Raw genomic sequence first — 25,493 nt, 5'->3', positions numbered from 1 at the left:
AAAATATCCTTACTTTATCAGAAAAATTAAATAGAACAGTAGGCCAAGTCTTGTTTTAAGGATTTTAAGCGCATTGGTAACCTGCTTCGAAACCGTTTGCTCAGAAATATTGAGCTGTTCGGCAATTTCTTTATGCGAAAGATGCTGTTTTCGGCTAAGTTCAAAAACTTCACGCATTTTAGGGGGTAAGGCCGCAATCTCCTTTTCGATCATGGCAGCCATTTGAGCTTCTCTTACCAAATAATCAGTAATATTGGCGGTTGGCTCAATGGCCTGATGAAATGATGAAATATATTCAGATTCGACATTCTTGTGGGCCATCAACTTAAAAATACGGTTACGAACCGCCGTGTAAAGATACCCCTGTAAGCGTCCTTTCAGGTTTAGTGTTTCATGCCTGTTCCAAATGGTGGCAAAAAGATCATGTATCAAATCTTCTGCCTCTGCCTCATTTCTCAATCTCCTTAGGGCATGCACATATAGCAAGTACTTATACCTTTCATATAGCTGCGTAAAAGCCAGTCGGTCGCCATTGTTTAGAAGCAAAACGAGGTCCTCATCAGAGATCGCATTGTATATAACCATCATCATAAGTAAACTATATCTAATTTAACTATTTTTCTTTAATCAATTATTGCATATCACATCTTACCCGATTATTTCTAATGTTGATAGTTAATTTATTAAATATGAGCGGCTTGTTTATTTTACGGAGGTGATGCTAGTATTGCCGTCGCCTTTTGAAATAACTCAAGTTGCTCATTGTTATGATTAAAAGGTAGGCCTACAAACAAGATTATGTTACAGTGAAAAAGGAGTTGCCTTTAAAAAGCAGTCTTTTTTATTTCAACATATCGATAGAAAAACGATCGGTGGTGGCTAATGAAATAGCTGATGCTTCTCAAATTCTAATCTCATTTTAATCTAAACGTTTACACACTGTCAAAAGTCAATAAAACCACAATCGTTAATGAGTGTTATGTAAGCTGTAATGATAGTGTTACTTACATTTGTGAAGGTTTAACTTTTAAAAGTAAAGGAATCATTGTGATGCAATTTTTGCTTAAATTTAAGCTAAGCGATCATCTCTATCTAAGGGATCCAGAAAAAAGTGAATTGGGAAAAGCGATAATTCGCAATGCCATTGATTTGATTGATGATATTGGTTTTGAGAGATTTACATTTAAAAAACTAGCGCAGAAAATAGAATCCACAGAAACAACGATCTATCGATATTTTTCATCAAAGCATAAACTGCTTACCTATATTTTAAACTGGTATTGGAACTATTTAGAGTTTGTCGCAAAAATGCGTATGCAGCAAATTACGGACGCCACTGCAAAACTTAAACTACTTCTAGAAATTATTACACATAACGACGTTAACAGTTACGAAATGCAAGAATACGACTTGAAAAAATTGCATAGTATCGTCATATCAGAAAGTAGCAAATCTTACTTAGTTAAAGAGGTAGACGAAATTAACAAGGAGCTGGTTTTTAACCCACTTAAAAGTTTATGCCAATGTATAGGGGAGGTCATTTCAGAAATAAACCCAAATTTTAGTTATCCAAAATCTTTAGCAAGTACATTAATGGAAACGGCCCATGACCAGCAGTTTTTTAGTGAGCATTTGCCTAAACTCACAGACAACCGTAGCAACACATCACACAAAGCCTATGTACTAGCATATCTCAACGTATTGGCTTTCTCAGTAATTAAATAATATGGCACAAAATCAGGATTATACAAAAAGTAGTAGGGCGTTGTTCAGATACATCACAAAAGAAAAAAGTGATGTAACCGCCATTTATATCTATGCCATTTTAAGCGGGTTGGTACAGCTCAGTATTCCTTTGGGCATACAAGCTATTGTAAGTTTTGTAATGGGAGCTACCATGGTTACCTCGCTATATTTACTTATCGCCTTGGTGGTATTGGGTACTTTTTTGGTGGGTTTTTTCAGGATTAAGGTCATGCAGATCATCGAAAAAATTCAGCAGAAAATTTTTGTAGAATATGCAATTGCATTTGCAGAAAAATTACCCAACATTAATTTATCAAGTACCAAAAAATACTATTTACCAGAGCTGGTGAACCGTTTTTTTGAAGCGCCAAACCTGCAAAAAGGAATATCAAAAATATTGCTCGAAATTCCCACCGCATTAATACAGATCTTATTTGGAATATTACTGCTGTCATTTTATCACCCTTGGTTTTTGGTTTTTGGAGGAATAGTCATTGTAATTGTAGTGCTCATTTTCCGATATACCATGGATTCTGGCATTCAGTCGAGCGTTGAAGAAAGCGATAAAAAGTATGAAGTTGCATCTTGGTTGGAAGACATTGCTGGTGCCATTAAAACCTTTAAAATCAACTCTAAAACCGAGGTTCACCTAGCAGGTACCGATGAGCGGGTAGTGAAATATTTAAGTCATCGTACCTCGCATTTCAAAGTCTTGGAGTTTCAATATAAGGCAATAATTGGCTTTAAGGTAATCATGACGTTGTTGATGCTTGCCATAGGAACCTACTTGTTAGTGAACCAACAATTGAATATTGGTGCATTCATTGCCACTGAAATTGTGGTATTAACCATGATGACTGCCGTTGAGAAACTAATTAAAAGCTTAGAAAGCTATTATGATGTCATTGCCTCTTTAGTAAAACTTGAAAAGGTCACAGAACTTACAGATGAGCATAATGCCGATATTGTTCTGGAACAGAAGAACGTTGGTATGGAGATTTCCTTTGCCGATGTCGGCTTTTCGTTCAACGACAATAAACCCATATTATCCGCTTTAAATTTTGATATCGCTCCAAACACCATCAATATGATATTAGGGAAATTGGGTGCTGGAAAGTCATTACTACTAAACATGATGGCTGGATTTTATGACCCGATAACTGGGTCAATTCTTTTTGATAAAGTTCCGCTAAAAAACCTAGACAAAATTTCGCTCAGAAACCTGATTGGTCTTTATATGGAAGATATGAAAATCATCAAAGGCACACTTCAAGAAAATATTTTACTGGGACGCAAGGATTTAGGCACAGAAGATATTTTGGAGCTATCAGAAAAGATGGGGATTGAGCACCTATCTAGTCAATTTACCAATGGATTTTATACTGAACTTAGCGAAACAGACACCGAAATATCATTTAGCTCCAAGAAGAAGATATTGCTTTTAAGGGCACTTTTAGGCAACCATCGTCTCTTACTATTAGAAGATCCTTTGGATGGAATGAATGGAGAATTTAAGTTGAAAATGTTGGCTTTTTTACAGGAATTAAAGAAAAAAACAACGATAGTCATTGTATCAGATGATCCAGAATTGATGAACATTGCCGACCAGCAACTATACCTACAAGATGGCAAAGTAACCAGCAACTTACCTAATCGCATATAAAAATGAAATTACAATCTATCGATAATATTTATCACATTAATCGAGACTCACGCGTAAAAAGGTGGTTTTATATCTTTTTGGTTTTTGGCATAGTGGTGCTGTTTTTACCTTGGACCCAAAATATCAAAGTAAGAGGCAATGTAAGCACACTTTATCAAGATCAACGCCCACAGCAACTTAATTCGCCCATTCCTGGTAAAATTATTAAGTGGTACGTAAAAAATGGTGATTACGTGAAAAAAGGAGATACCATTATTCAGTTAACTGAAGTAAAAGATGACTATCTAGACCCATTATTGTTAGAACGTACCCAAGAGCAAGTAAAGGCCAAAAAAGGTGTGCGTAGCTATTATGAAGCAAAAGTAGGTGCTACAGATAGTCAGTTAACTGCATTAAAAGCTTCCAGAGAGCTAAAAATAAGTCAGCTTAAAGTTAAAATTGGCCAATTAAATAACAAGTTAGCAGCTGAAGAAGCCGAGCTGATCGCGGCAGATAATGAATTGAAATTGAGTGAAGACCAATACAACAGACAGAAAAAAATGTATGATGATGGTTTAGTATCACTTACTCAATTTCAGCAGCGCAGTGTATCTTATCAGAACGCATTAGCTAAAAAAACGGCTGCACAAAACAAATTGGCTCAAACCAGGCAAGAAATAGTAGCCACCAACATTGAGCAAAATGCGACTATACAAGATTACACTGAAAAATTGAGTAAAACTCAGGGCGAACGTTATCAAAGTATGGGCCAAATTGAGGGAAGTACTGGCGATATCGCCAAGCTTGAAAATCAGGCAGCTAATTATAAGGCTAGGAAAGGCCTATATTTTGTTTTAGCCTCACAAGATGGACAAGTGGTACAGCTCAATAAAGCAGGTATTGGCGAAATCCTGAAAGAAACAGAAAGTATAGGTACAATCGTACCTAAAAAAGTAGATTATGCCGTGGAAATTTACGTGAAACCAGTGGATTTGCCTTTGCTTAAAGAAGGCCAACGTGTCATGTGTATTTTCGACGGCTTTCCAGCAATTGTTTTTTCAGGCTGGCCAAATACAAGCTACGGAACATTTACTGGAAAGTTAGTGGCGATAGAAAACAATATCAGTGTCAATGGCTTATTCAAGGCATTGGTAGTGGAAGATAAAATGCAAAAGCCTTGGCCGCCCCAAATAAAAATGGGTGCGGGTGTACAAGGTATTGCCATTTTGAATGATGTGCCCATTTGGTACGAACTTTGGCGAAATATCAACGGCTTTCCTCCCGATTATTATGTAGCCAAAACGGAAACAACTACAAAGTAGAAATGAAGATACAATATAGATTTATCCTATTTTTCCTGGTAATTTGTGTAGTTAAATCTACTTTCGGTCAAAGTGCCCTGCAACTTTCGCATGAAGAGTTTTTAGCTGCAGTTAAAAGCTACCATCCACTAGCCTTTAGGTATCGCTTGCAGAATGAAATAGCTAAAGCCGAGATCAGTAAGGCTAGAGGCAATTTTGATCCCGTAGTGGAGGCTAAAAAAGGTGCTAAAACTATTGATGGAATTGATTACTATAAAGAAACCAATGTAGGTTTGGGCATTCCTACTTGGTATGGCATTGAGGTAAACGGAAGTTATCATTATATTGATGGGCAAAAGCTCAACAACAGCGATACCCGTGGTGGACTGTACCAGTTTGGACTAACCATTCCTTTAGCCAAAAATTTTCTTTATGACAAACGTCGAGCACTGCTTGACCAAGCCAAAATTGGTTTGCAGATGACCCAGGCGGAGCAGCTAGTGCTTACCAACGATTTGCTTTTAGCTGCTGACAATGCTTATTGGAATTGGGTAAAGGAATATGAAATATTTATGCTGCAAAGCAAGGCGGTTAATATCAACAAAGATCGTTTAGCACTAACCAAAAAGACTTACCAATATGGAGAGCGTGCAGCTATAGATACCACCGAGGCTTTATCCCAATTACAAAGTTTCGAATTAGAACAAAAAGATGCTTACCTACAATTTGTAAAAGCCACCCAAGAGCTATCTTTATTTTTATGGAAAGAAAATCAGCAACCTTATGACATATCCGAAGGTATTATCCCTAAAGAAACATTGTTGAACAACATAGCATATACCAACTATGCCCAGTTGTTGAGCCAACTGAATAGACAGTCTGTAGGTAACCATGCATCGGTAATATACTATTTAGGAAAACAGGAGTTTTTGGAAAGCGAAAGACGACTTAAATTTCAAAGTCTTTTACCAAAATTAGATTTTACCTATAATTTCTTTAATAAAGAAAACTACAGGTCTGAGTTTTTTCCATTGTTCCAAAACAACTATCAATATGGCTTAAAATTAGAAATACCTATTTTTTTAAGACAGGCTAGGGGCGATTATCGAATTGCGAAAAGCAAAGTGCAGCAAAACCTGTTGGATATTGCTTATAAGCGTCAGGAAGTTGATACAAAGCTAAATACTTATAAAAATGAAGTACTCAATTATCGTAACCAAATAGAGATTGCGACTCAAAATATTGACAACTATCAGCGCTTGGTAAAGGCAGAAGAAGCCAAGTATAATAACGGAGAAAGCTCATTGTTCCTTATTAACAGTAGGGAAAATAAGTTGATAGATGCACAAGAAAAAATCTTAGAACTTCGGCTAAAATTTATCAAAGGCTATAACCAGCTCAAATGGTTAAATGAGAATTTTGTCGTAAGATAGTTGACCGTAAATTTTGCACCTTTCTATCGCCACTCAGTTGCTCATCAACGGGTTCAGTAACTTCTAATACAAAGCCCAACCATTTGGCAGAAATATACGAGCTGCTGAATGATAATCAATAAAACTAGGCGAAGCAAGGCTTTAAAATAAAGTGCGTCATTATGATAGCTAAAACTATTTTGATGAAAAAATATCTCATTTTGTGATTATGCCTAGTCAATTTAAAGAAAACCGTTGCTGCCAAACAATACTTTTGATCTTTTCTGAATTTGAACTTAAGTAATGCGGTTTAACCACTCTACAATATAATTAGTGTTTGATATTTAATATTTGCCGCTAATTAATTAACTTGCTAATCAGAAAAGTTGTAATTAAAACAATTCTGCTCACGCTTAATCAACACACATTAACTAACTTAAAAATGAAGAAACATTTATGGTTAATTCCTGCGGCGGCGCTATTTGCTTTCACCGCTAGTGCTCAGGAAACAAAAAAGGCAGACAAACCTGCCGATTCCACCAAAAAGGTGACCACACCACCAACCCCTCCAAAACCAACCGTAGCAGACAAAACCAAATCGAGCAAAAAAATCGACGGACTGTTTACGCTGTACAGAGACACCGTTACAGGTAGCCTACAACTGTATGTGAAAAAAGATCAACTGAACAAAGATTATATCTATCAGAGTTTTTCGATGGGTGGTCCTACCAGGTTGTTCCTTAACCAAAACATGATCAGAAACACCAAACTGTTCAGCATTAAACAGGTGGATGACAAAATCGAGTTTTTGGAGAAGAATACCGCATTCTATTACGATCCTGCCAATCCAGTAAGCAAAGCGGCCAACGTAGACGTATCGGATGCCGTGTTTTTTGTCGATAAATTTAGTGCAAAAGACGAAGGCGGTTACCTTATTTCGGTAGATGGCCTGTTTTTGAGCGACAAGCTTGATCCAGTAAAACCAACAACGCCTCCCGGTGTGCCTCCTGGTGCCATGTTTGTTTTGGGTAGTTTAAACGCTGCTAAATCAAAATACCAAACCGTAAAATCTTTTAACGGCAATACCGATGTGGTAGTAGACCTTGCCTACGATAACCCAATGCCATTTAATGGTGGTGGTAAAGATATTACCGATGCGAGGTATGTTCGCGTGAAAATGCAGCACTCTTTCTTAGAAGTTCCTCAAAATGATTTCAGACCTCGTAAAGATGATCCTAGAGTGGGTTATTTTGGTGCCGAGGTAGATAACCTGACTTCTGTAGGTGCTACACCGTACAAAGATTTCATCAGCCGTTGGTATTTGAAAAAGAAAAATCCTAACGCAAAATTAAGTGAACCTGTAGAGCCAATTGTTTTCTGGATTGAGAATACCACGCCTGTAGAATACCGCTCGATCATTAAAGAAGCTGGCGAAAAATGGAACGAGGCCTTTGAAAAAGCGGGTTTCAAAAATGCGGTGGTCATGAAACAAATGCCTGATAATGCCACTTGGGATCCTTCTGATATTTCCTATAATGTCATTCGTTGGGTTTCTTCTGCCTATCCGTCTTATGGTGCTATTGGCCCAAGCTTTTACAACCCTTTAACAGGACAAATTTTAGGCGCTGATATTACCGTAGAGTGGAAATCTGGTGCAGGTACTGCCGTACAAGATGACTTGTACAACGGTGGACCATCTATGGCCATGAACCTGCCTTGGGAAAACCCAGTACAAGCACTAGCCTTAACCCAACAAGGAGCACACAACCATAATGATAAAAACCACATGGCTTTTTGTTCTTTGGCACAAGAATTAAGCATGCAATACCAAACGGGTTTAGCCGCTATTGAGGTGTTGGATGCCAACGTATCTGAAGCCGCTAGAGCAGCAACCGTTAAAGAAATGCACAAACAGTTCTTATACTATTTGATCATGCATGAAATGGGCCACACCTTAGGCTTAAACCACAACATGAAAGCTAGCCAAATGTTGAGCCCAGCACAAATGAACGATAAGGCCTTAACCCGTAAAATTGGTTTACAAGGTTCGGTAATGGATTATCCAGCCATTAACGTAAGCAGCGACCGTAGCAAACAAGGTGATTATTACACTACCAAAGCAGGTCCTTACGATTTATGGGCGATAGAATATGGTTATACACCATTTGAAGAGAAAGATGAAGAGGCTGGCTTGAACAAAATATTAAGTAGAAGTACCGATCCACAATTGGCTTTTGGTAACGATGCAGATGATATGCGTAGCCCAGGCAGTGGTATTGATCCAAGAGTGAACGTGAACGACCAAACCAACGATATGGTAACTTATGGCGAAGATCGTTTCAAATTGATCAATAGCATGATCCCTAAATTGAAAGAAAGATTTGCAAAACCAGGGGAGAGCTACCAAAATCTGCGCAGTAAATATCAGCAGTTAAACGGTCAGCGTGCCAGTATGGCCGCCGCATTAAGCCGTTACATTGGCGGGGTATATGTAGACCGTAGCTTTGTAGGGCAAGAAACCACTACGGCTCCTTTTACACCAGTACCAGAAGCTTACCAAAAGAAAGCATTGGCATTGTTGAGTACTTATGTATTTGCCCCTAATGCTTTTGATGCAGATAAAGCTTTATTCCCTTACCTGCAAATTCAACGTAGAGGATTTGGTTTCTTTGGTAATAACGAGGATATCAAACCGCAAAGCACCTTCTTAGGCTTGCAATTAAGCACTTTGGCCCAATTGTTACACCCTAGTACCTTAAGCAGAATCAACAACAGTGGTTTATACGGCAACACCTACTCGGTGGCAAGCGTATTGAATGATTTAACGGATGATATCTTCGCTGCTGACTTGAAAGGAAACGTGAATCTATACCGTCAAAACCTACAAACAGAATACGTTAAAGCTGCTGCCGCGATTGTGGCAGCGCCAGCGGGTTACGATAATGCCAGCAAAGCTGCTGCACTATCTACCTTACAAAAAATCAAAGGTCAGTTAGCTACCGCTACCAGCACCGACGAACAAACTAAAGCGCACAGAGCTTCATTGTCATTCTTGATTGATAAAGCAACTGCTGTAAGCAAATCATAATCATAAGCATTAGCTTAAATTAAAACACCCTGTAGGTTTTGTCTATGGGGTGTTTTTGTTTAGCGACTAGTAGTTCGTATTTAGATAACTAGTGTCCTAAATTCCCCTCTTTTAAAGGGGTGCCCAACGGGCGGGGTGTATTTTACTGGTTAATGGTTTAACTGGTTAGTCGTTGATTTGTTTAATCGGTTAATTACTCGTTCCGTTCCTACACCGTCATCCCGATAGGAGTGGAGGGATATTTGGACATTGCTTGTCATCCAGAGCGTTACTTGTACCGACGCTTCGGTAGCGAAGGATCTCCAATGCTGGTTAACTGTTTAAATCGTTTAACTGGTTAGTTGTTGTCCCCACTGACGATCATTGTTAATTGATGATTGGTAATTGATCATTGTTTCCTCGTTCCATACAGACACCAAAAAACATCAATAAAAATAAAAGACTACTAAATTAGTCGTATTTATTTCTATCTTTGTATGAATACAACGCAATATAGCCATGTGGCCGAGTGGAGAGGTACAGGTCTGCAAAACCTTTTACGGCGGTTCGAATCCGCCCGTGGCGTCAAAACAGAAAGCCTTTGCACTATGCAAAGGCTTTTCTTTGATAAAGATTTGATGAAGAAAAGGGGTGAAGATCATAGCATACTAGAAGTTTATATTCCTCATGGTAATTGTCAAAATTTGTTGATTCATGTTAAATGCTACCTGTTTTTAACTAAAATTGACTACCTTAACCTCTTTTAAGAATAATCTACTAAATTTGTAGAGTATGCGATTCGTCCACCAACAATTACCAGAGCTTATTGCCCGACTGAAAGCCAAAGACCAGTCGGCCTTTGCTGTATTGTACGAATCGCACGTCAATCAAGTCTATGCCTACGTGCTCAGCATCTTAAAATCAACCCCGTTAACTGATGATGTAGTACAAGAAGTGTTCATTAAATTATGGACTGCTGCTGATTTGCTTGATCCCACGAAACCGCTTAAACCCTATTTATTCGCCATTGCACGAAATAAGTCTCTAAATGCGTTGAGGAGGGTAGCCAAGGAGCAGGAGTTGACGGAAGAAATTACCCAATCGGCCATCGATCTATCACAAAATACCGAAGCACTAGTGGCAGAGAAACAAACGGCCGCCATCATACAGCTCGCAGTATCGCAAATGCCCGAAAAACGACGCATCATTTACGACCTGTGCCATCAAGAAGGACACTCGTACCAACAAACCGCCAATAAATTGGGGATTAAGTATAGCACCGTAAACACGCAAATGGTAAGGGCTTTAAAGCATATCAAAGCCTACTTGGCCAAAAGTGGCGCCCTGCTGTTCAGCTTTTTTTTATTTTTTTCTTAAAAGGTTGTCAATGTAAGGAGTTTTTAAAGTGTATTACTTTAAATAACCTCCAACACAGTGAACAACACCATTACACAACTCTTCCTGAAATATATACTTAATCAGTGTAGCAAAGCGGAAATTGAGCAGGTGATCAGTTTGATTAAGGATGGCCATAACGATAGTGAATGGTTGGCAGCAATGGAACTTGCAGAGCAAGAAAACCATTTCGAAAGCAATTTAAGTGAGTCGCACAAAGCCAACATCTATCAGGGCATTCGTAAAGCGGGCCAATTCAAGCCGAGATCAAACCAACGCTGGTGGGCCTATAGTGCTGCTGCCATTTTATTGGTAGCCAGTGTAGGCCTATGGTTGCAACGCTCCAACAACCCTTCAACACAACCTCAAGCAGTGGTCATCAACAAGGCAGAAAGTAAGCCCCTTGCCCAAACAGGCAAAAAATGGGTGAAATTGCCTGATGGTACCTCGGTACAATTGAACGCTAACAGTAGCATCGATTATCCTGATAGTTTTGAAGGCCTGAAAGAAAGAAAAGTAACCCTAGTAGGTGAGGCCTATTTCGACGTAAAACATAAAGAAGCGCAGCCTTTTGTGATCAGTACAGGCAAGCTAACCGTCACCGTATTGGGTACTGCCTTTAACATCAAATCCTCGGCAGATCAATCGCAAATAACCGTAACGGTAACCCGTGGCAAGGTAAAAGTGCAAAAAGAGGGGCAAACCTTGGGCTTACTAACCCAAAACCAACAACTCTCTTGGAAAGCCAATGCCATACAGCCTTTGCTAAAACAAGACCATATCGATCCTAAGGTAGCCATTGCTTGGAAAGCAGACGACCTCATTATGGACGATGTGACTTTAGAAGAAGCTGCCAACCTGCTGGCCAAACGCTACCAATTAAAGGTGCATTTTGATAATCCAGCCTTGCGCCAATGTAAATTTACGGCCGCCTTTTTAGAACGCAACGAACTGACGCAGATGCTTAATGTGATCGGCGATATTACCAATACCAAACTAACCGTTAACGCCCAGCAAACCCTGACCCTCAGCGGAGCAGGCTGTAACTAATTTTATTAACCTAAACCAGCAAATGAAATACCTACACTCGCCACCTTAAACCACTAGAGAAGATAAAAAAATAAGCCCTGGCGGCCACCAGGACTTATCAAACGGTCTTAATCAATTTTTTCTAACTACTAAAACCAACGCAATGTATTATAATTCTACGCCATTTGCAAACCGCGTAAGGGAGCGCTGTACTCCTATATTTTTCAAAAAACTAGTCTTTCTTATGAAGGTAAATACCTTAATATTAATCACTGCGCTGCTCACCATTACTTCCCTAAAAGCATCGTGGGTGTATGGACAGCGTCTTTCTGATGTGATTGTGGTAGGCCTTAACAATGCCAGCCTGCAAACCGCACTCAGCAAAATAGAACGACAAACAGACTTTAGGTTTGCTTACCGCAAAGCGGAAATAGCCAGCATTAAAAACCTAAACCTGAGCGAAGCCAACCGAACTGTAGCCCAAACTTTAGATGAGTTATTGGCAGGTACTGGATTGACTTACAAACAGGTCAATAATAGTATCCTGATCCAAGAAGCGAAGACCCTTAACCAAACCGCACAGCAACAACAAATTAGCGGTAAAGTAACTGATGAAAACGGACAGCCTATTCCAGGAGCTTCCGTAAAAATTAAAGGCACCAACAATGGCGTGGTGACTAACGAGAGCGGACGTTTTACCATTAATGCCGATCCGAATGATATTTTAGTGTTCAGTTTTATCGGTTATACCCCTGTAGAACAACGTGCTGGTAAAACCGAACTGAATGTTTCCTTAAAACCAGATGTAGGTACTTTAGATGCCGTGGTGGTGGTAGGTTATGGAACTACGACCAAAAGAGCCAATACAGGGTCGGTAAGTACCATTAGTGCCAAAGATATTGGCCTACGCCCAGTAAATGATCCATTGGCTGCTTTGCAAGGGCAGGTCGCAGGTTTAGACATTTCTGCCGTAACAGGTTACCCAGGTTCTGGCTATAAAGTAAGACTCCGTGGCGAGAACTCTATCGGAGCAGGATTAGATCCTTTGTACATTGTAGATGGGGTGCCTTTTATTTCAACTTCCTTAAGTCAATATACCGGCGCCAACGGCAACCAAAGTCCTTTAAACAGCATTAACCCTGCAGATATTGAACAGATTGATATCTTAAAAGATGCCGATGCGACCGCTATTTATGGGTCAAGAGCCGCCAATGGGGTGATCCTCATCACCACTAAAAAAGGGAAAGCAGGCAAGGTACAATTCAGCGTAAATGCTTATACGGGGGTATCTAAAACCAATAACCCCGTAAAAATGTTGAGCACTGCCGATTACCTGCAACTACGCAGAGAAGCATTTGTGAACGATAACATTACCCCAACTACTTCTAACGCACCCGATTTATTGGTATGGGACCAAAACGTTGATCAAAAATGGTTGGATAAACTGATTGGTCATTCGGCACCCTTAACCGAAATCAGTACTTCCGTAAGAGGCGGTACCGAGCAAACCAGCTTTTTAATTGGCGGAACTTTTAGGAACGAGAAAACGGTGCTTCCTAACGATTTAGGTTATACCAAAGGTGCTTTAAACTTAGCCTTAAACCACAGTTCGGTAGATCAAAAATTGAAGTTAATTACTTCCGTAAAATACCTTACCGACGAGAACAACACCCTGCCAACCGATTTAACGAGCTTCTTTAACATTGCCCCTAACTATCCAATCTATAATCCAGATGGTTCTTATTACTGGTATGGTAACGACCAAAACCCAATGGCCTATTTGCACCGTACCAATAAGTTTAAGTCACAAAATATTTTGGCCGACCTTAACCTAAGTTACAAGGTGTTAGACAACCTTACTTTAAGAGTAACGGGAGGTTTTAACCGCTATAATACCAATCAGATCCAAACTTATCCAAAGCTGAGCTTTAACCCACAAACCTACACTGGCAGTTTGGCCTACTATGGCAATGGTTCCCAAAACTCTTACATTATAGAGCCACAGGCAGAGTATAGTTTAAACATTGGTAAAGGCAAGTTAACTGCCTTAGCAGGTGCTACTTGGCAGCACAGCATTACCGAAAGCCAATCGGTAAATGGTAGTGGTTACATTAGCGATGGCATGTTGGAAAACATTACAGCTGCTACCGTAGTTACGCCAAGAACTTACAATTATGCCAAATACCGTTACAACTCCATCTTCGGTAGGTTAACTTATAACTTCGATCAAAAATATATCCTTAACGGTACCTTCCGTAGAGATGGTTCTTCTCGCTTTGGTCCGCAAAAGCAATTCGGAAACTTTGGTTCTATTGGGGGTGCTTGGTTATTTAGCAATGAAGGCTTTGTAGCCGACAACCTTAAATTTTTAAGCTTTGGTAAATTGCGTGCCAGCTGGGGTATTGTAGGTAACGATCAAATTGGCGATTACAATTACCTGGATACTTGGAGCCCTACTGGATATCCTTATGGCGGCTCAGGCGGTATCAGTCCAACCCGTTTTGCCAATCCTTTATTTGTGTGGGAAGAGACCAAAAAAACAGAGTTAGGTTTAGAGTTGGGCTTCTTGCAAGACCGCTTTTTGCTCACCACTAATATCTACAGAAACAGAACCAGTAATCAATTGATCCCTTTTCGTCTTTCGCCACAATCAGGTTTTACGGGTTTCATTTCTAACTTGCCAGCTTTAATACAAAACCAAGGGATTGAGTTCGAGTTCACTTCTAAAAACATCCATACGCCAAGCTTTACTTGGAATACCTCGTTCAATTTAACTTTCTCTAAAAATAAACTGCTGAAATATCCTGATTTCGAGGGGTCTGCTTATGCAACCGTTTACGAGATAGGGCAGCCTTTAAGCATCGTAAGGGGTTTTCAGTACACAGGTGTCAATCCACAAAATGGCGTGCCGCAATTTAGGGATGTAAACGGTAATAATGCCATTAGCGATCCTGCCGATTTAGTAATGTTAGGTTATACCGCACCTAAGGCATTTGGTGGTATTCAAAATAGCTTTACCTATAAAAACTTCAGCTTAGATTTCTTCCTGCAATTTGTGAAACAAGAAGGTCCAGGCATTAATTATGGCTACTTAAGCTATTCCAACGGGGTGCGCATCAACAAAGACGAGAGCGCTTTAAAAAGGTGGCAAAAACCAGGTGACCTTACCGATATTCCAGGAGCCAGTGCTACCTCGGGCCAGGCCATTTACAATGCCTACCAAAGCTACTATCGCTTATCGAGCGCCAATTGGAAAGATGCCTCGTTCATCAGGTTAAAAAATGTTTCCCTGAAGTATAATTTTGGTCAACTGCTCCATAAATCGTTCATCAGTAACCTTTCGGTTTACGTGCAGGGACAAAATCTGTTTACCATTACCCATTATGACGGTTTCGATCCAGAAACCAAGGGCTATGCCTTGCCGCCATTGCGTACCCTTACCGCTGGTGTACAAGTATCGTTTTAACCTTTAACATTAAGAACATGAAATTCGTTTATTATATATCAACCATCGCTCTGTTACTTAACCTCTCTGCCTGCAGGAAGTTTGTAGAGGTAGCAGATCCTAAAGATGAATTGGCGTCTAAAGTTGTATTTTCCAGTGATGCTACGGCAACGGCTGCAGTAGTAGGGATTTACGCCGATATGAATGCCGTGAACTATCAATTTGCTAACGTACTCACTACCTTTTTAGGTTCGATGAGTGCTGATGATTTCGTTTACGCTGCTACCTTTGCCAACTTTGATGAGTTTAAGAACAATGCGATCCAACCTGGTAATCCCTATGTGGCTACCTTTTGGTCGCAGCCTTACAATTATATCTATCGTGCCAATGCCATTATCGAAGGTGCAGGGAAATCTACCGAGTTATCGCCAGCAGTGAAAAACCAAGTAATGGGTGAGGCCTATTTCATCAGGGCTTTCTGCCATTTTTATTTGGTGAATTTATTTGGCGATGTGCCTTTGATTTTAACCGCTGATGTAAGAAAAAACACCAACCTGCCTAGAACGCCTAAAGCCGAGGTGTATGCTTCGGTGATTAATGATTTGAAGTTAGCGAAAGACCTTTTGGTGAATACCTACGCTGGCAATGGCGAACGTACCCGACCTAACAAAGTTGCGGCTACGTTGATGTTGGCCAGGGCTTACCTGTACACTGGACAAAATGCCTTGGCCGAAACTGAAGCCAGTAACGTGATTGCCACTACCGGCTACAGCCTGTTGGACAATGCCGATCCTGCTAATGCCGCACATCTTTCTAAAGCTTTTTTAAAGAATAGCAACGAAACCGTTTGGCAATTGCAGGTGGTGAATCTCTCTTTGGGCCGTAACACTTGGGAAGGCAATACCATTGTGCCCGTAAGTTCGCCTTTGTACCGCATGACCAAAGATACCTATGGCATTATCCCTGCTTTCGAAACAGGTGATCGAAGATTAGCCTACTGGATCAATACCTATGCGGCACCCGCCACGCCAACCAATATTTTATACTATCCCTACAAATACAAAGTAAGGGTAGGTACCGTAGGTTCGCCGGCTACCGAGTATTCGATGGTGTTGCGCTTTTCAGAAGCCTTTTTAATTCGTGCCGAAGCCCGTATCCAGCAACAGAAATATGATTTGGGTAGGGATGACCTGAACGTCATTAGACGCAGGGCAGGATTGACTGACCTTGCCAGTCCTACTAGTATTGCTACCGGCATGGCCAAAGTGGAGCAGGAGCGTAGGGTAGAGCTGTTTTGTGAATGGGGACACCGTTGGTTTGACTTGAAGCGTTGGCCAAGTACTACTGGTGCTGCTGGAAAAACCCGTGCCGATGATATCTTACCGTTAACCAAACCTGCTTGGAAATCTACCGCTCAACTGTTTCCTATTCCAACGGAAGCCATCAGATCTAACGTGAACCTCACCCCAAACCCAGGTTATAACCAATAGTTGTTCAGATGAAATCTATTTTAAATATATTGTTCCTTGTACTTGCCTTTGCGCAGGTACAAGCACAAAATGCGGTACAAATCAGCCCTCAAAAGCCCCAAAGGGGACAAACGGTGACCATTACCTATGACCCTAGTGCCAAAGGTGCGCTGATTGGCGCTGATGCCAAGGACATCACGGCCGTGTTTACCTATTCTACCTTTTACGACCTGCCTTGGCGCATGCTTTTAAAAAAAGAGGGGAACCTTTGGAAAGCCAGTTTTGTGGTACAGCGTTATGCCACCTTTGCTACCTTTTACCTGCAAAGTGGTACCCAAATTGACCAACCTGATAAAGAAACCCATTACCATTTGGCGATTTATGCCGATGACCAAAAAAGGGTGAAAAGTGGTTACCTGCACGAATCCTACAGCCTTTCGGCTCAAAAGCCAAAGTCGGTGCCCTTGGCACCTTTGCGTTTGGCTTTGCTGAACAAGGAGCTGAGTGACTATCCCGATAACTACGAAGCTAAAGTAGCCCGTTTAAATGTGCTGATGAACAGCGATACCGATCCTGCGAAAAGATTGGCCTATCGGGAAGAAGCCCATAAAATTATTGCCCAAAAGCTCGAGTCAGATCCAACCAGCCAAGGGAATATGAATTCGGTAACCATGGCTTATTTGATGATTGGCGAGAAAACCCGTGTGGATTCGGTACGCAGGGTGATTAGAGAACGTTTTCCGCAATCTGATTTGGGTAAAGACCTTACCGTGAGTATCATTGCCAGAGAGAAGGATCCTAAAGTAAAAATCCAGAAGTTACAGGCCTTATTGGGGCAAAGCGATGATCCTAAAAAGGATGGCTCTAACGCCATACACAGTACGTTGTTTGAAACTTATGTGAGCATTGGCGACTCGGCCAAGGCCATTTACCACGCCAACAAAATGCTGAAGCAGGAAAGTCCATATTTGCCCAAAACTTATAAGGAAATTGCCGAAACCCTTACCCAAAAGCAATTGGCGCCTGGTGCCGCTTTGGGTTATATCCAACAATCTTTGGCAAAGGTGAACCAATGGCCTGTAGGCATCATCAGGTTCTTCCCTGAGTATGGTTATATCCCTTCTTTTGTGGCTGATACGGTACGTGAGCAAGCTGTGGCCGATGCTAAAGCAGAACTGTTGGCGCTAGCAGCCATTAATAACTTGAGGTTGGGTAAAAGTGCTGCAGCCGTTCAGTTGGCTAAGGAGTCTGTAAATACTGGTAACGACCGCACGGCCTTGCTAAATGCTGCCCAAGTATTGGAAAGTACGCAGCAACCGCAACAGGCCTTTGATGCGCTTTGGAAGGTATTGCTCAAGAACCCTTCGGACACGGTAGCGCTTAAAGCCGCCAAGAAGAATTTTTTAGCCGCTAACCAACCACTTGCCGAGTTTGAAAAAAAGGTAAAGCAATTGGAGCAGTTGGAATTGCAACAACTTACCCAAGAAATTGGCAAAAAGGTATTGAACAAGCCTATGCCCGAACTGACTGGTTTGGTAGATTTACAAGGCAAAGCTGTTACTGCTGCCGATTTAAAGGGCAAGGTAGTGATTTTGAACTTTTGGGCCACCTGGTGTGTGCCTTGTATGCAGGAAATGCCTTATTTCCAACAGGTATACAATCGTTATAAGGACCACCCTAAAGTAAAGTTTATGGTGGTGAATAGCGGTGCCAATAATACGATTAAAGATGCCCAAAAATGGGCCAAAGACAATACGCAATACACATTCCCTATTTATTTTAATAATGATAAGAACATAGGAGAGAAGGTGGGCTTTACCGTGATCCCTACCATTGCGGTGTTGGATCAGGAAGGTAAGCTTCAATTCAGGACCATTGGTTTTGAAGGGGCCATTCTCGAGAAAAAATTACCCATACAAATTGACATGCTCTTAAAATAACAACCCACCGAGACAAAAACATAAAAGGCTGCGAATTTCGTGGCCTTTTGTGTTTTTTTAGGAGCTAGGAGCTAGGAGCTAGGAATTAGGAACTAGTAGCTAGTGGTTAGTAGCTAGTGGTTAGTAGCTAGTGGTTAGTTAACGGGAACGCTGTTTACCTGTCATCCAGAGCGCAGCGAAGGATCTCCTGTTGCACTTTTAAATTATTTTTTAGCAGTAAGTGGTTAGGGATTAGTTCATTAGTTCATTGGGAATTAGTCATTCCGTTCAAAACGCGAAGCAGCTGCGAAGTAAGAACTTTGGACTATTTGTCATCCAGAGTGTAACGAAGGATCTTTATGCAGGTAGGTTAACTGGTGATTTGTTTAATTGGTTAACTGTTGTTACAGCATTCCATTCCCAAGCACGCCTCTCGGATGTGCTAGTTAATTATCTAACTGTTCATTGAACCTTGATCATTAACCATTAATCATTATTTTCCCCGTGTTCGTTGCGCTCCAGTCGGAGGTATATTTTTTCCAAGGCTTCTCCAAGCTCTAGACTTGTTTGTAAAAGTTCCTCAATTTCTACGGCTTGTTCGCCGCTTAACTCATGTTTGGCATATTGCTCTAATAAGCCACTTTCGATAAGATAGTTGATGTCCATGATTCCTCTCGCATTATCCTTTAAGACAGCGCAAATGTTATGCGTAAATATAGGGATTTAGGTATCTGCTTGTTTAATTGGCTGTTAACTTTATTTTGGCGTGACATTTTGCTGAAATCTCAATTTATTTCGATGAAAATTCTCCCCTGTGTTACTCAAAATGGGAATAGAAGCCAGCAGTGCGTTTGGAAGGTTTGTGCGTTCATTGGTTCAATGGTTCATTGGTTGGAAGATTGGTGATTGGTTAATTGCTTAACTGGTTATTTGGTTAATTGTTTATTGAAGATTGGTGATTTGTTTAACTGATTATTGGTCAACTGGTAACTGAAAACTGGTAACTGAAACGTGCTAACTGAAAAGTGGTAACTGAAAACTGTTATCTGCCAACTGCTATCCGCTTGATCTCCTCCAGCAAATACGCCAATTGCTTTTCCCCCAACAGGTAAATATTCCCCTTTTTAACCAGCTTATTAAAACCAACCGCAAGCTTAATTTCTGTCACATGGCGATAATCATGTCGACCTTCCTTTATTTCCTTAAATGCAGCCCCTCTATCGGTATCGATCAATATAGACACCGCATAGCTGACCTTGTTTTTTGTCACCAAAACACCCAAACCCTCGCCATAATCGGCACACATCGAAAAATCTACACTTTCGAATTTGCCCGAAGCCAATAAGAAATAATAAAAATGGAGATCTCTGACCAAAGAAGGGTAGGTACGCAAAGCCCTGGCCTGTAAGCCACTGCGGCTATATATTTGTTCATTGTAGGTAAAGGTGGTTTCTGTAAGCTCGGTAGGCGCTAACCATTTAAGGTACTCTTCAAAAAATAACGTTTCATCGGGAATGCGCCGCAACTGAAAAACAAGGTAATAAAATACCTGTAAAAAAGGAGGAAAACAGGTGTTTTCAATTACTTCGTCCTTTACTAAACCTTTACCTGTATAAGGCAGGCTTTCTATCTGCTGCACCAAACCCTCCAAGGTTAACAAATCAGTCCGTATGATGGACCAATCCCCATTGGTGATGGTAATATCCTTAATTTGCTTTAGGAATGACATAAGCTTTCATGAGAAGTGCCTCATCCAAAGGCGATGTAAATGCTACCTAAAGATAAGGAATTTAAGGGATGGAACCCAATGAAGTAATTTTCTTTTGAAGAGCATTAGCATCAAAAGAAAAGTTTTCTTATGGTAGGATTTATCAAGATCAGAAAGGAAAGTATCCTTAAAGTTGAGATTATTTCAAAGGTGTCAAATAACAAAAATTACTTCGTACTATTTAACAAATCCCTAATATCCACATCTAAGCAAACCGAGATATTGTACAATTCTTCAATAGAGGGTTGTTGCTTGTTGTTGCACCACCTAGATACCGTTTCGCCCCTTTTTTGAAGCATTTCGGCAAGCGTCTTATTAGACATCTGTTTCTCGGCCAATACTACTTTTATTCTGTTAAAATTTTTCATAGATGATTTTTTTAGTCAATATTTTGATTTTAATAATCAATTAATTATATTTGTTATCAGTTACTTATAGCGACAAAAAAGAGTAGGGTACAAGCCTTGCTTTAACGATGTCACTCATGAAACGAAACCGCTAATTTCCCCATGAGCTGATCGTAAGTTCGCTTTCTATTGGATTTTGTATCTTCGCATACTTATTCAATAGGGCGAGCTTTACGGAAGTCTTTCGGGGAACTTAGATTAATTTCTAAGCAGGTTCTTAGCGGTACTAGTTTCGAAAGCAGTAGAGTTCGCCTTATTGGCTTTTACCAATCAGGTTATCTTCTTTTGCCTTAGGGTAGGCTTCGTTTTACACCACCAAATATCAACCGTTTATGAAAACGAAACTATTTAATGCCGCCCAGTGCCGTTACCTCCAGGAGGTAGGCCGTGGCTATTCCCAATTACTCTTGTTAAAGAACGTGATCCGTTCCCCTACGTAGAAAAAAATACAAGCTGATATAGGCCACAAAAAAAGAGGCAATGTGAAGAGAGCGCACATTGAATCCAGAAGGTTATATTTAGCTTGGCAGCCCCTGTTGCTTACAGGCAAAAGTGCTGCTTCTACGTATGGTGTTTTCGCAATTCCCAAGGTAGGCAACTTTTTCCTAATAAGCAATACGGTTTACCGTTAGTACCCTTAAAAAATGGGTGCTTAGGGGCTTTTTTTGTCTTTTTTAAATGAATTTTTGAGCGCAAGGATATTAAATATGGGCTATGAAAAACAGATTTATCCATTTGTACACCGCACTGATCAGTTTGGTGAAGCGTAATCCGGAGTAAACCTCCTCCGAATCGGAGCAAGTTCTGCCTTCGGCATTTATTGATGTGTAGTATGATATTTTATTTATATCAATGAGTTTGCTATGCATTGGTTCTTGTAGAAAGAGCTAAACCTCTCTGCCTTCGGCATCTCTCCTTGAAAAGGAGAGAGGAAAGGGGCAAACGGCGGCGGTTTGAGCAGCGGTTAAGATTGAATTTAGCTGCCGTTTGTTTTTTAGAGATTGCTTCGTACCTCGCAATGACGGAAATAGCACAAGTATAAAGAGGAAGATAGCCATACGAAGGAAAATCAACTTTTCAAAACCAAACTAAATCTATAAAAATGATATTCAAATCAATTTTGCTTTAGCAAAATTAGCTTGAACACCATCTAAACTATTAAAACTATGTTCAAAAAAATAACGACGTTGGTCGTATTGGCTGCGCTATGCCTAAATTTTAAGGCTGTGGCACAAGCGCCAATCAAAGCCCTGTGGGTGGGGGATAAACTGCCCGAAAGCTTTTGGCAGCAGGAGCATCTTGTTTATACCGAAGGGCAAACCAGCAGGCAAACTTTAACAACTTACAAAGGCAAGCTGCTTGTACTCGATTTTTGGGCCACTTGGTGCGGAAGCTGCATCAATAAATTTAGAGCCATGGAGGCTTTGCAGGCGCAGTTTAGTGCCGAGGCCATGTTTCTTTTGGTGAACACCCAAAGCACGAGGGATGACGTAAAGAAGATTGGTGATTTGCTTTCTGGAAGAAAATACCGCACGGCACCCTACACCCTGACAACAATATTTAACGACACCTACATCTACCAACTATTTCCTTATGGCTTTATGCCCTATTACGTATTGATTAGCCCTAGCGCCGAGGTAAGGGCAATTGTACCTGCCGAACTGATGACGGCCACCAATATACGTTTGATGCTGGATAGCTATGGCGCCAAAGTGAAGAAAGGAGGGAAGGATGGTTAGGCGATATTTATTACTGCTATTATTGAGCATGGCCATAGGTGCCCAAGCACAGCTGTTGAAAGGAAAAGTGACGGCCGATAAAGAAGCTTTAAAAGGAGCAAGTATTTTGGTAGATGGGGTTGCTAAGGCACAAAGCGATGAAGCAGGACTTTTTAGCTTAACGGTGCAAAAGATACCATTTCGCTTAAGTATACGTCACATGAGCTATGTGCCTTTAGACACGGTGATTAGCAGCTTGCCCAAGGCTCCGTTGTTGTTGCGAATGCAGCTCGCCATAGCGCAATTGGAAGCGGTGAAGATAAGTACGGGCTACCAGCAGGTGAGCATTGAAAAGTTGGCGGGATCGTACGATGTGGTGGGGAACGAGCGTTACCAAGAGCAGGTAGGTGCCAATGTATTGGAGCGTTTGGAAGGGGTGGCCAGCAGTTTATCGGTAGACCGGAAAACGAATAAGCCGAGCATTAATGTGAGAGGGATTAGTACCTTAAATGGCGAGCGAGGAGCGTTAATTGTGGTGGATAATTTCCCTTATGAGGGAGATATTGATAACCTGAACCCTAATGATGTAGCGCATGTGACGATTTTAAAGGATGCGGCGGCGAGTTCTATTTGGGGAGCGCGGGCCGCCAACGGGGTGATTGTGATTACCACGAAGCGGGGTCAATATGGACAAAAGGTAAAGGTGAATTATAATGCGAACGTATCGTTATTGGCAAAACCTGATCTGAATGACATAAGTCGTATGTCGACTTCGGATTTTATAGATATGGAAATGTTCCTGTTTGATAAAGGGCAATATACCAGTTTAGAAAATCCCAGTTCCTCGGTACCCTTAACCCCAGTGGTAGAGCTGTTGATTGCCAAGAGAGATGGTAACATTTCTGTCGCTGAGGCCAATGCGCAAATCGCTGTGTTGAGGCAGCAGAACAATATTGACAATTATACAGATCATTTTTATCGGGTTGGCGTGAACCGACAATACGCCATTGGATTGAGTGGTGGGGAGCAAAAGCAATGGTGGAGTGCTTCGGTGGGCTATGATGATAACCATTCCAATTTAAATGCAAGTTTTAATCGATTAAACCTTAGTTTAAAGAATGGGTTTAGGCCTACGAAAAATTTAGAGCTTGGGATTGCAGCCTATTATACCCATAGTAAACGGCACTCGGGCCAGTTAGAATATAGCCAGATTAGAGCAACCAATGGTAGCTTGCCGCCCTATGTGAATTTTGTAGATGAACAGGGAAATGCCCTAGCGGTGATGAATCAATATCGGGCAGCCTATTTGAACAGCTTTAGTGGCATTAAGCAACTGCTGGATTGGAACTATTACCCAGCGGAGGAGGCACTACTGAGTCCTAATACGGTGAAGCTGCATGACTTGATGCTGAACTTTAATGCCAAGTACCAGTGGCGAGGTTTTAGCGCGCAGGTGTTGTATCAATATGGTAGACAGACAACAGTGAACGAGCAGTTTTACGAAGGGAATAGCTACTATACCCGTAATATGATTAATACGTTGACGCAGGTGAGTGGTGGTACGTTAAAGCGGCCCATTCCTTTAGGTACTATTTATGATTATGCAAATAATCAATACAGCAGGCACCATTTGCGTGGACAATTGGAATACCAAAATACCTTTGGGCAGCGGCATGAACTGAATGTATTTGCTGGGGCTGAGCTGCGTGATGAGTTTAGTCTGAACGATAATTTTAGGCGCTATGGCTTCGACAAGCTATTTGGCAGTTCTGTTTCGGTGGATTTTGCCAGCAATTATCCCCGTTTTTTGGGTGGCGGATCCATCCCAATTACAAATAATACGAACCAGTACTACGCTACCGATCGGTACGTGTCCCTATATGCCAATGCAGGTTATACCTATTTAAATAAATATACGCTGACGGCGAGTGTGCGGCGAGATGCTTCTAATCTTTTCGGATTGAATGTGAATGACCAATGGAACCCGTTTTGGTCGGTGGGGGCAAGCTGGCACCTGAGCCGTGAAACCTTCTTAGGGTGGAAATTGGATGACTTGCGATTACGGGCCAGCTATGGCGTGAGTGGGAATGTAAACCCCGACATGGCGGCAGTCACTACCATTAATAACGATGGGGTTTCGGTGTATACGCAACAACTGATGACGGTTTTTAAAAATTTCCGCAATCCAGAATTGCGCTGGGAAAATACCTATATGTTTAACTTGGGCGCTGACTTTGCCCTGCTCAACAATAGATTGACGGGCAGTTTGGAATATTACCACAAGCGTGGTACGGATCTGTTTGGGCTTGCCGAAATTGATGCAACTGCTGGTATTGGCAATACCATGACCAAAAATGTAGCGGCCATGAAGGGAAACGGGATTGATCTGAATTTAGCATGGCAGCATCGCAAAGGAGTATTTAATTGGCGGAGCGATGTAAACTTTAGCATGAACCGTGACGAGATCACCGATTATTACTTGCCTATTAATCTGGGAAACATTTTGTTGGTGGGCGACAACAGGATTACGGGACAGGTAGGTAAACCAGTATATGCCCTATACTCTTACCGTTGGGGTGGCTTGGATGGGCAAACGGGTAATCCCATCGGTTTTGTAAATGGGCAACCTAGCAACGATTATGCTTACATGACCGCCAATGCACGTAAGCCCGAAGAGATGGTGTATGAAGGTAGGGTGATGCCTACCTATTTTGGAGCAATTGGCAATACCTTTACCTATAAGGGCTTATCATTAACCGTACGGTTAAGTACAAAGTTTGGCTACTTTTTTAGGCGTAGTACCATTAGCTATGTTAATTTGGTGGGCAACAGGCGGGGGCACGGCGATTATGCCTTGCGTTGGCAAAAGCCAGGCGACGAAAAGCAGACCAATGTACCCTCATTTATTTACCCGCTCTCTTCGGCTAGGGATGCCTTTTACGAATATTCGGAGGCAACCGCCGAACGTGGTGATCATGTGAGGTTGCAGTATATCAACCTTAGCTATGCCGCTTTTAAGCAAAGTAGGTATACTTCTTTACAAAGTCTGCAGTTGTTTGTTGCAGGCAACCAACTGGGAATGATTTGGGCTGCAAATAAGCATGGACTAGATCCCGACTATCCAAATTTGCCACCGAAACCAATTTGGAGTTTTGGCATTAAGGGCTCGCTTTAA

General features: G+C 41.2%; 16 protein-coding genes and 1 tRNA gene. 13 read left to right on the top strand and 4 right to left on the bottom strand.

Annotated features, from left to right (window positions below):
• Positions 1-9: 9 nt before the first annotated feature.
• Positions 10-591, bottom strand: a complete 582-nt coding sequence (locus DUT70_RS04720; RefSeq protein ID WP_317047811.1) for an RNA polymerase sigma factor — start codon at positions 589-591, stop codon at positions 10-12.
• A 459-nt stretch (positions 592-1,050) separates the two neighbouring features.
• Here DUT70_RS04720 and DUT70_RS04715 point away from each other — a divergent pair, with 459 nt between their 5' ends.
• The 11 genes from DUT70_RS04715 to DUT70_RS04665 all read left to right on the top strand — a co-directional run bounded on the left by DUT70_RS04715 (position 1,051) and on the right by DUT70_RS04665 (position 18,446).
• The gene (locus tag DUT70_RS04715; RefSeq protein ID WP_113646118.1) at positions 1,051-1,725 is read left to right on the top strand and encodes a TetR/AcrR family transcriptional regulator; all 675 of its coding nucleotides are present in this window, start codon (positions 1,051-1,053) and stop codon (positions 1,723-1,725) included.
• Position 1,726: 1 nt separating this feature from the next.
• Entirely contained in the window at positions 1,727-3,409 is a 1,683-nt protein-coding gene (locus tag DUT70_RS04710; RefSeq protein ID WP_113646117.1) for a peptidase domain-containing ABC transporter, read from the top strand.
• A 2-nt stretch (positions 3,410-3,411) separates the two neighbouring features.
• Positions 3,412-4,710: an HlyD family secretion protein gene (locus DUT70_RS04705; protein ID WP_113646116.1), complete on the top strand. Its 1,299-nt coding sequence runs from the start codon at positions 3,412-3,414 to the stop codon at positions 4,708-4,710.
• Between the two features lie 2 nt (positions 4,711-4,712).
• Positions 4,713-6,122 (top strand): TolC family protein, encoded by a 1,410-nt coding sequence (locus DUT70_RS04700; protein ID WP_113646115.1) that lies wholly within the window; start codon positions 4,713-4,715, stop codon positions 6,120-6,122.
• A gap of 421 nt (positions 6,123-6,543) precedes the next feature.
• On the top strand, positions 6,544-9,189 hold the full coding sequence (locus DUT70_RS04695; protein ID WP_113646114.1) for a zinc-dependent metalloprotease: 2,646 nt from the start codon (positions 6,544-6,546) through the stop codon (positions 9,187-9,189).
• 494 nt (positions 9,190-9,683) lie between these two features.
• Positions 9,684-9,754, top strand: a tRNA-Cys gene (locus tag DUT70_RS04690).
• A gap of 206 nt (positions 9,755-9,960) precedes the next feature.
• On the top strand, positions 9,961-10,545 hold the full coding sequence (locus tag DUT70_RS04685) for an RNA polymerase sigma factor (protein WP_113646113.1): 585 nt from the start codon (positions 9,961-9,963) through the stop codon (positions 10,543-10,545).
• 57 nt (positions 10,546-10,602) lie between these two features.
• Positions 10,603-11,613: a FecR family protein gene (locus DUT70_RS04680; RefSeq protein ID WP_113646112.1), complete on the top strand. Its 1,011-nt coding sequence runs from the start codon at positions 10,603-10,605 to the stop codon at positions 11,611-11,613.
• 223 nt (positions 11,614-11,836) lie between these two features.
• Positions 11,837-15,058 carry a TonB-dependent receptor gene (locus DUT70_RS04675; protein ID WP_240432023.1) on the top strand — a complete coding sequence of 1,074 codons (3,222 nt, stop codon included), beginning with the start codon at positions 11,837-11,839 and terminating at the stop codon, positions 15,056-15,058.
• Between the two features lie 17 nt (positions 15,059-15,075).
• Positions 15,076-16,527 (top strand): RagB/SusD family nutrient uptake outer membrane protein, encoded by a 1,452-nt coding sequence (locus tag DUT70_RS04670; protein ID WP_113646110.1) that lies wholly within the window; start codon positions 15,076-15,078, stop codon positions 16,525-16,527.
• An 8-nt stretch (positions 16,528-16,535) separates the two neighbouring features.
• Positions 16,536-18,446, top strand: coding sequence for a TlpA family protein disulfide reductase (locus tag DUT70_RS04665; RefSeq protein ID WP_113646109.1), 1,911 nt, complete (start codon positions 16,536-16,538; stop codon positions 18,444-18,446).
• Positions 18,447-18,911: 465 nt separating this feature from the next.
• Here the strand turns inward: DUT70_RS04665 and DUT70_RS04660 are convergent, their stop codons facing one another.
• From DUT70_RS04660 to DUT70_RS04650, 3 genes are all read right to left on the bottom strand, one after another.
• Positions 18,912-19,091 carry a hypothetical protein gene (locus tag DUT70_RS04660; RefSeq protein ID WP_113646108.1) on the bottom strand — a complete coding sequence of 60 codons (180 nt, stop codon included), beginning with the start codon at positions 19,089-19,091 and terminating at the stop codon, positions 18,912-18,914.
• 376 nt (positions 19,092-19,467) lie between these two features.
• Complete coding sequence (locus DUT70_RS04655) at positions 19,468-20,154, bottom strand: hypothetical protein (protein ID WP_113646107.1); 687 nt, start codon at positions 20,152-20,154, stop codon at positions 19,468-19,470.
• Positions 20,155-20,360: 206 nt separating this feature from the next.
• A complete protein-coding gene (locus tag DUT70_RS04650; protein WP_113646106.1) occupies positions 20,361-20,561 on the bottom strand; it encodes a helix-turn-helix transcriptional regulator in 201 nt (66 codons plus the stop codon).
• Between the two features lie 1,205 nt (positions 20,562-21,766).
• Here DUT70_RS04650 and DUT70_RS04645 point away from each other — a divergent pair.
• Positions 21,767-22,339 carry a TlpA family protein disulfide reductase gene (locus tag DUT70_RS04645; RefSeq protein ID WP_113646105.1) on the top strand — a complete coding sequence of 191 codons (573 nt, stop codon included), beginning with the start codon at positions 21,767-21,769 and terminating at the stop codon, positions 22,337-22,339.
• A complete protein-coding gene (locus DUT70_RS04640; RefSeq protein ID WP_113646104.1) occupies positions 22,332-25,493 on the top strand; it encodes a SusC/RagA family TonB-linked outer membrane protein in 3,162 nt (1,053 codons plus the stop codon). The genes DUT70_RS04645 and DUT70_RS04640 overlap by 8 nt, the downstream gene beginning before the upstream one ends.

This window comes from Pedobacter chitinilyticus (assembly GCF_003313385.1).
GTDB classification, from domain to species: domain Bacteria; phylum Bacteroidota; class Bacteroidia; order Sphingobacteriales; family Sphingobacteriaceae; genus Pedobacter; species Pedobacter chitinilyticus.
Note: the sequence above shows the minus strand (reverse complement) of the source record. Positions and strands in the feature narration are given on the sequence as shown.

Coding starts and splice junctions, on each gene's coding strand:
- DUT70_RS04720 (WP_317047811.1), bottom strand. CDS start 591: ATGATGATGGTTATATACAATGCGATCTCTGATGAGGACCTCGTTTTG.
- DUT70_RS04715 (WP_113646118.1), top strand. CDS start 1,051: ATGCAATTTTTGCTTAAATTTAAGCTAAGCGATCATCTCTATCTAAGG.
- DUT70_RS04710 (WP_113646117.1), top strand. CDS start 1,727: ATGGCACAAAATCAGGATTATACAAAAAGTAGTAGGGCGTTGTTCAGA.
- DUT70_RS04705 (WP_113646116.1), top strand. CDS start 3,412: ATGAAATTACAATCTATCGATAATATTTATCACATTAATCGAGACTCA.
- DUT70_RS04700 (WP_113646115.1), top strand. CDS start 4,713: ATGAAGATACAATATAGATTTATCCTATTTTTCCTGGTAATTTGTGTA.
- DUT70_RS04695 (WP_113646114.1), top strand. CDS start 6,544: ATGAAGAAACATTTATGGTTAATTCCTGCGGCGGCGCTATTTGCTTTC.
- DUT70_RS04685 (WP_113646113.1), top strand. CDS start 9,961: ATGCGATTCGTCCACCAACAATTACCAGAGCTTATTGCCCGACTGAAA.
- DUT70_RS04675 (WP_240432023.1), top strand. CDS start 11,837: ATGAAGGTAAATACCTTAATATTAATCACTGCGCTGCTCACCATTACT.
- DUT70_RS04670 (WP_113646110.1), top strand. CDS start 15,076: ATGAAATTCGTTTATTATATATCAACCATCGCTCTGTTACTTAACCTC.
- DUT70_RS04665 (WP_113646109.1), top strand. CDS start 16,536: ATGAAATCTATTTTAAATATATTGTTCCTTGTACTTGCCTTTGCGCAG.
- DUT70_RS04660 (WP_113646108.1), bottom strand. CDS start 19,091: ATGGACATCAACTATCTTATCGAAAGTGGCTTATTAGAGCAATATGCC.
- DUT70_RS04655 (WP_113646107.1), bottom strand. CDS start 20,154: ATGTCATTCCTAAAGCAAATTAAGGATATTACCATCACCAATGGGGAT.
- DUT70_RS04650 (WP_113646106.1), bottom strand. CDS start 20,561: ATGAAAAATTTTAACAGAATAAAAGTAGTATTGGCCGAGAAACAGATG.
- DUT70_RS04645 (WP_113646105.1), top strand. CDS start 21,767: ATGTTCAAAAAAATAACGACGTTGGTCGTATTGGCTGCGCTATGCCTA.
- DUT70_RS04640 (WP_113646104.1), top strand. CDS start 22,332: ATGGTTAGGCGATATTTATTACTGCTATTATTGAGCATGGCCATAGGT.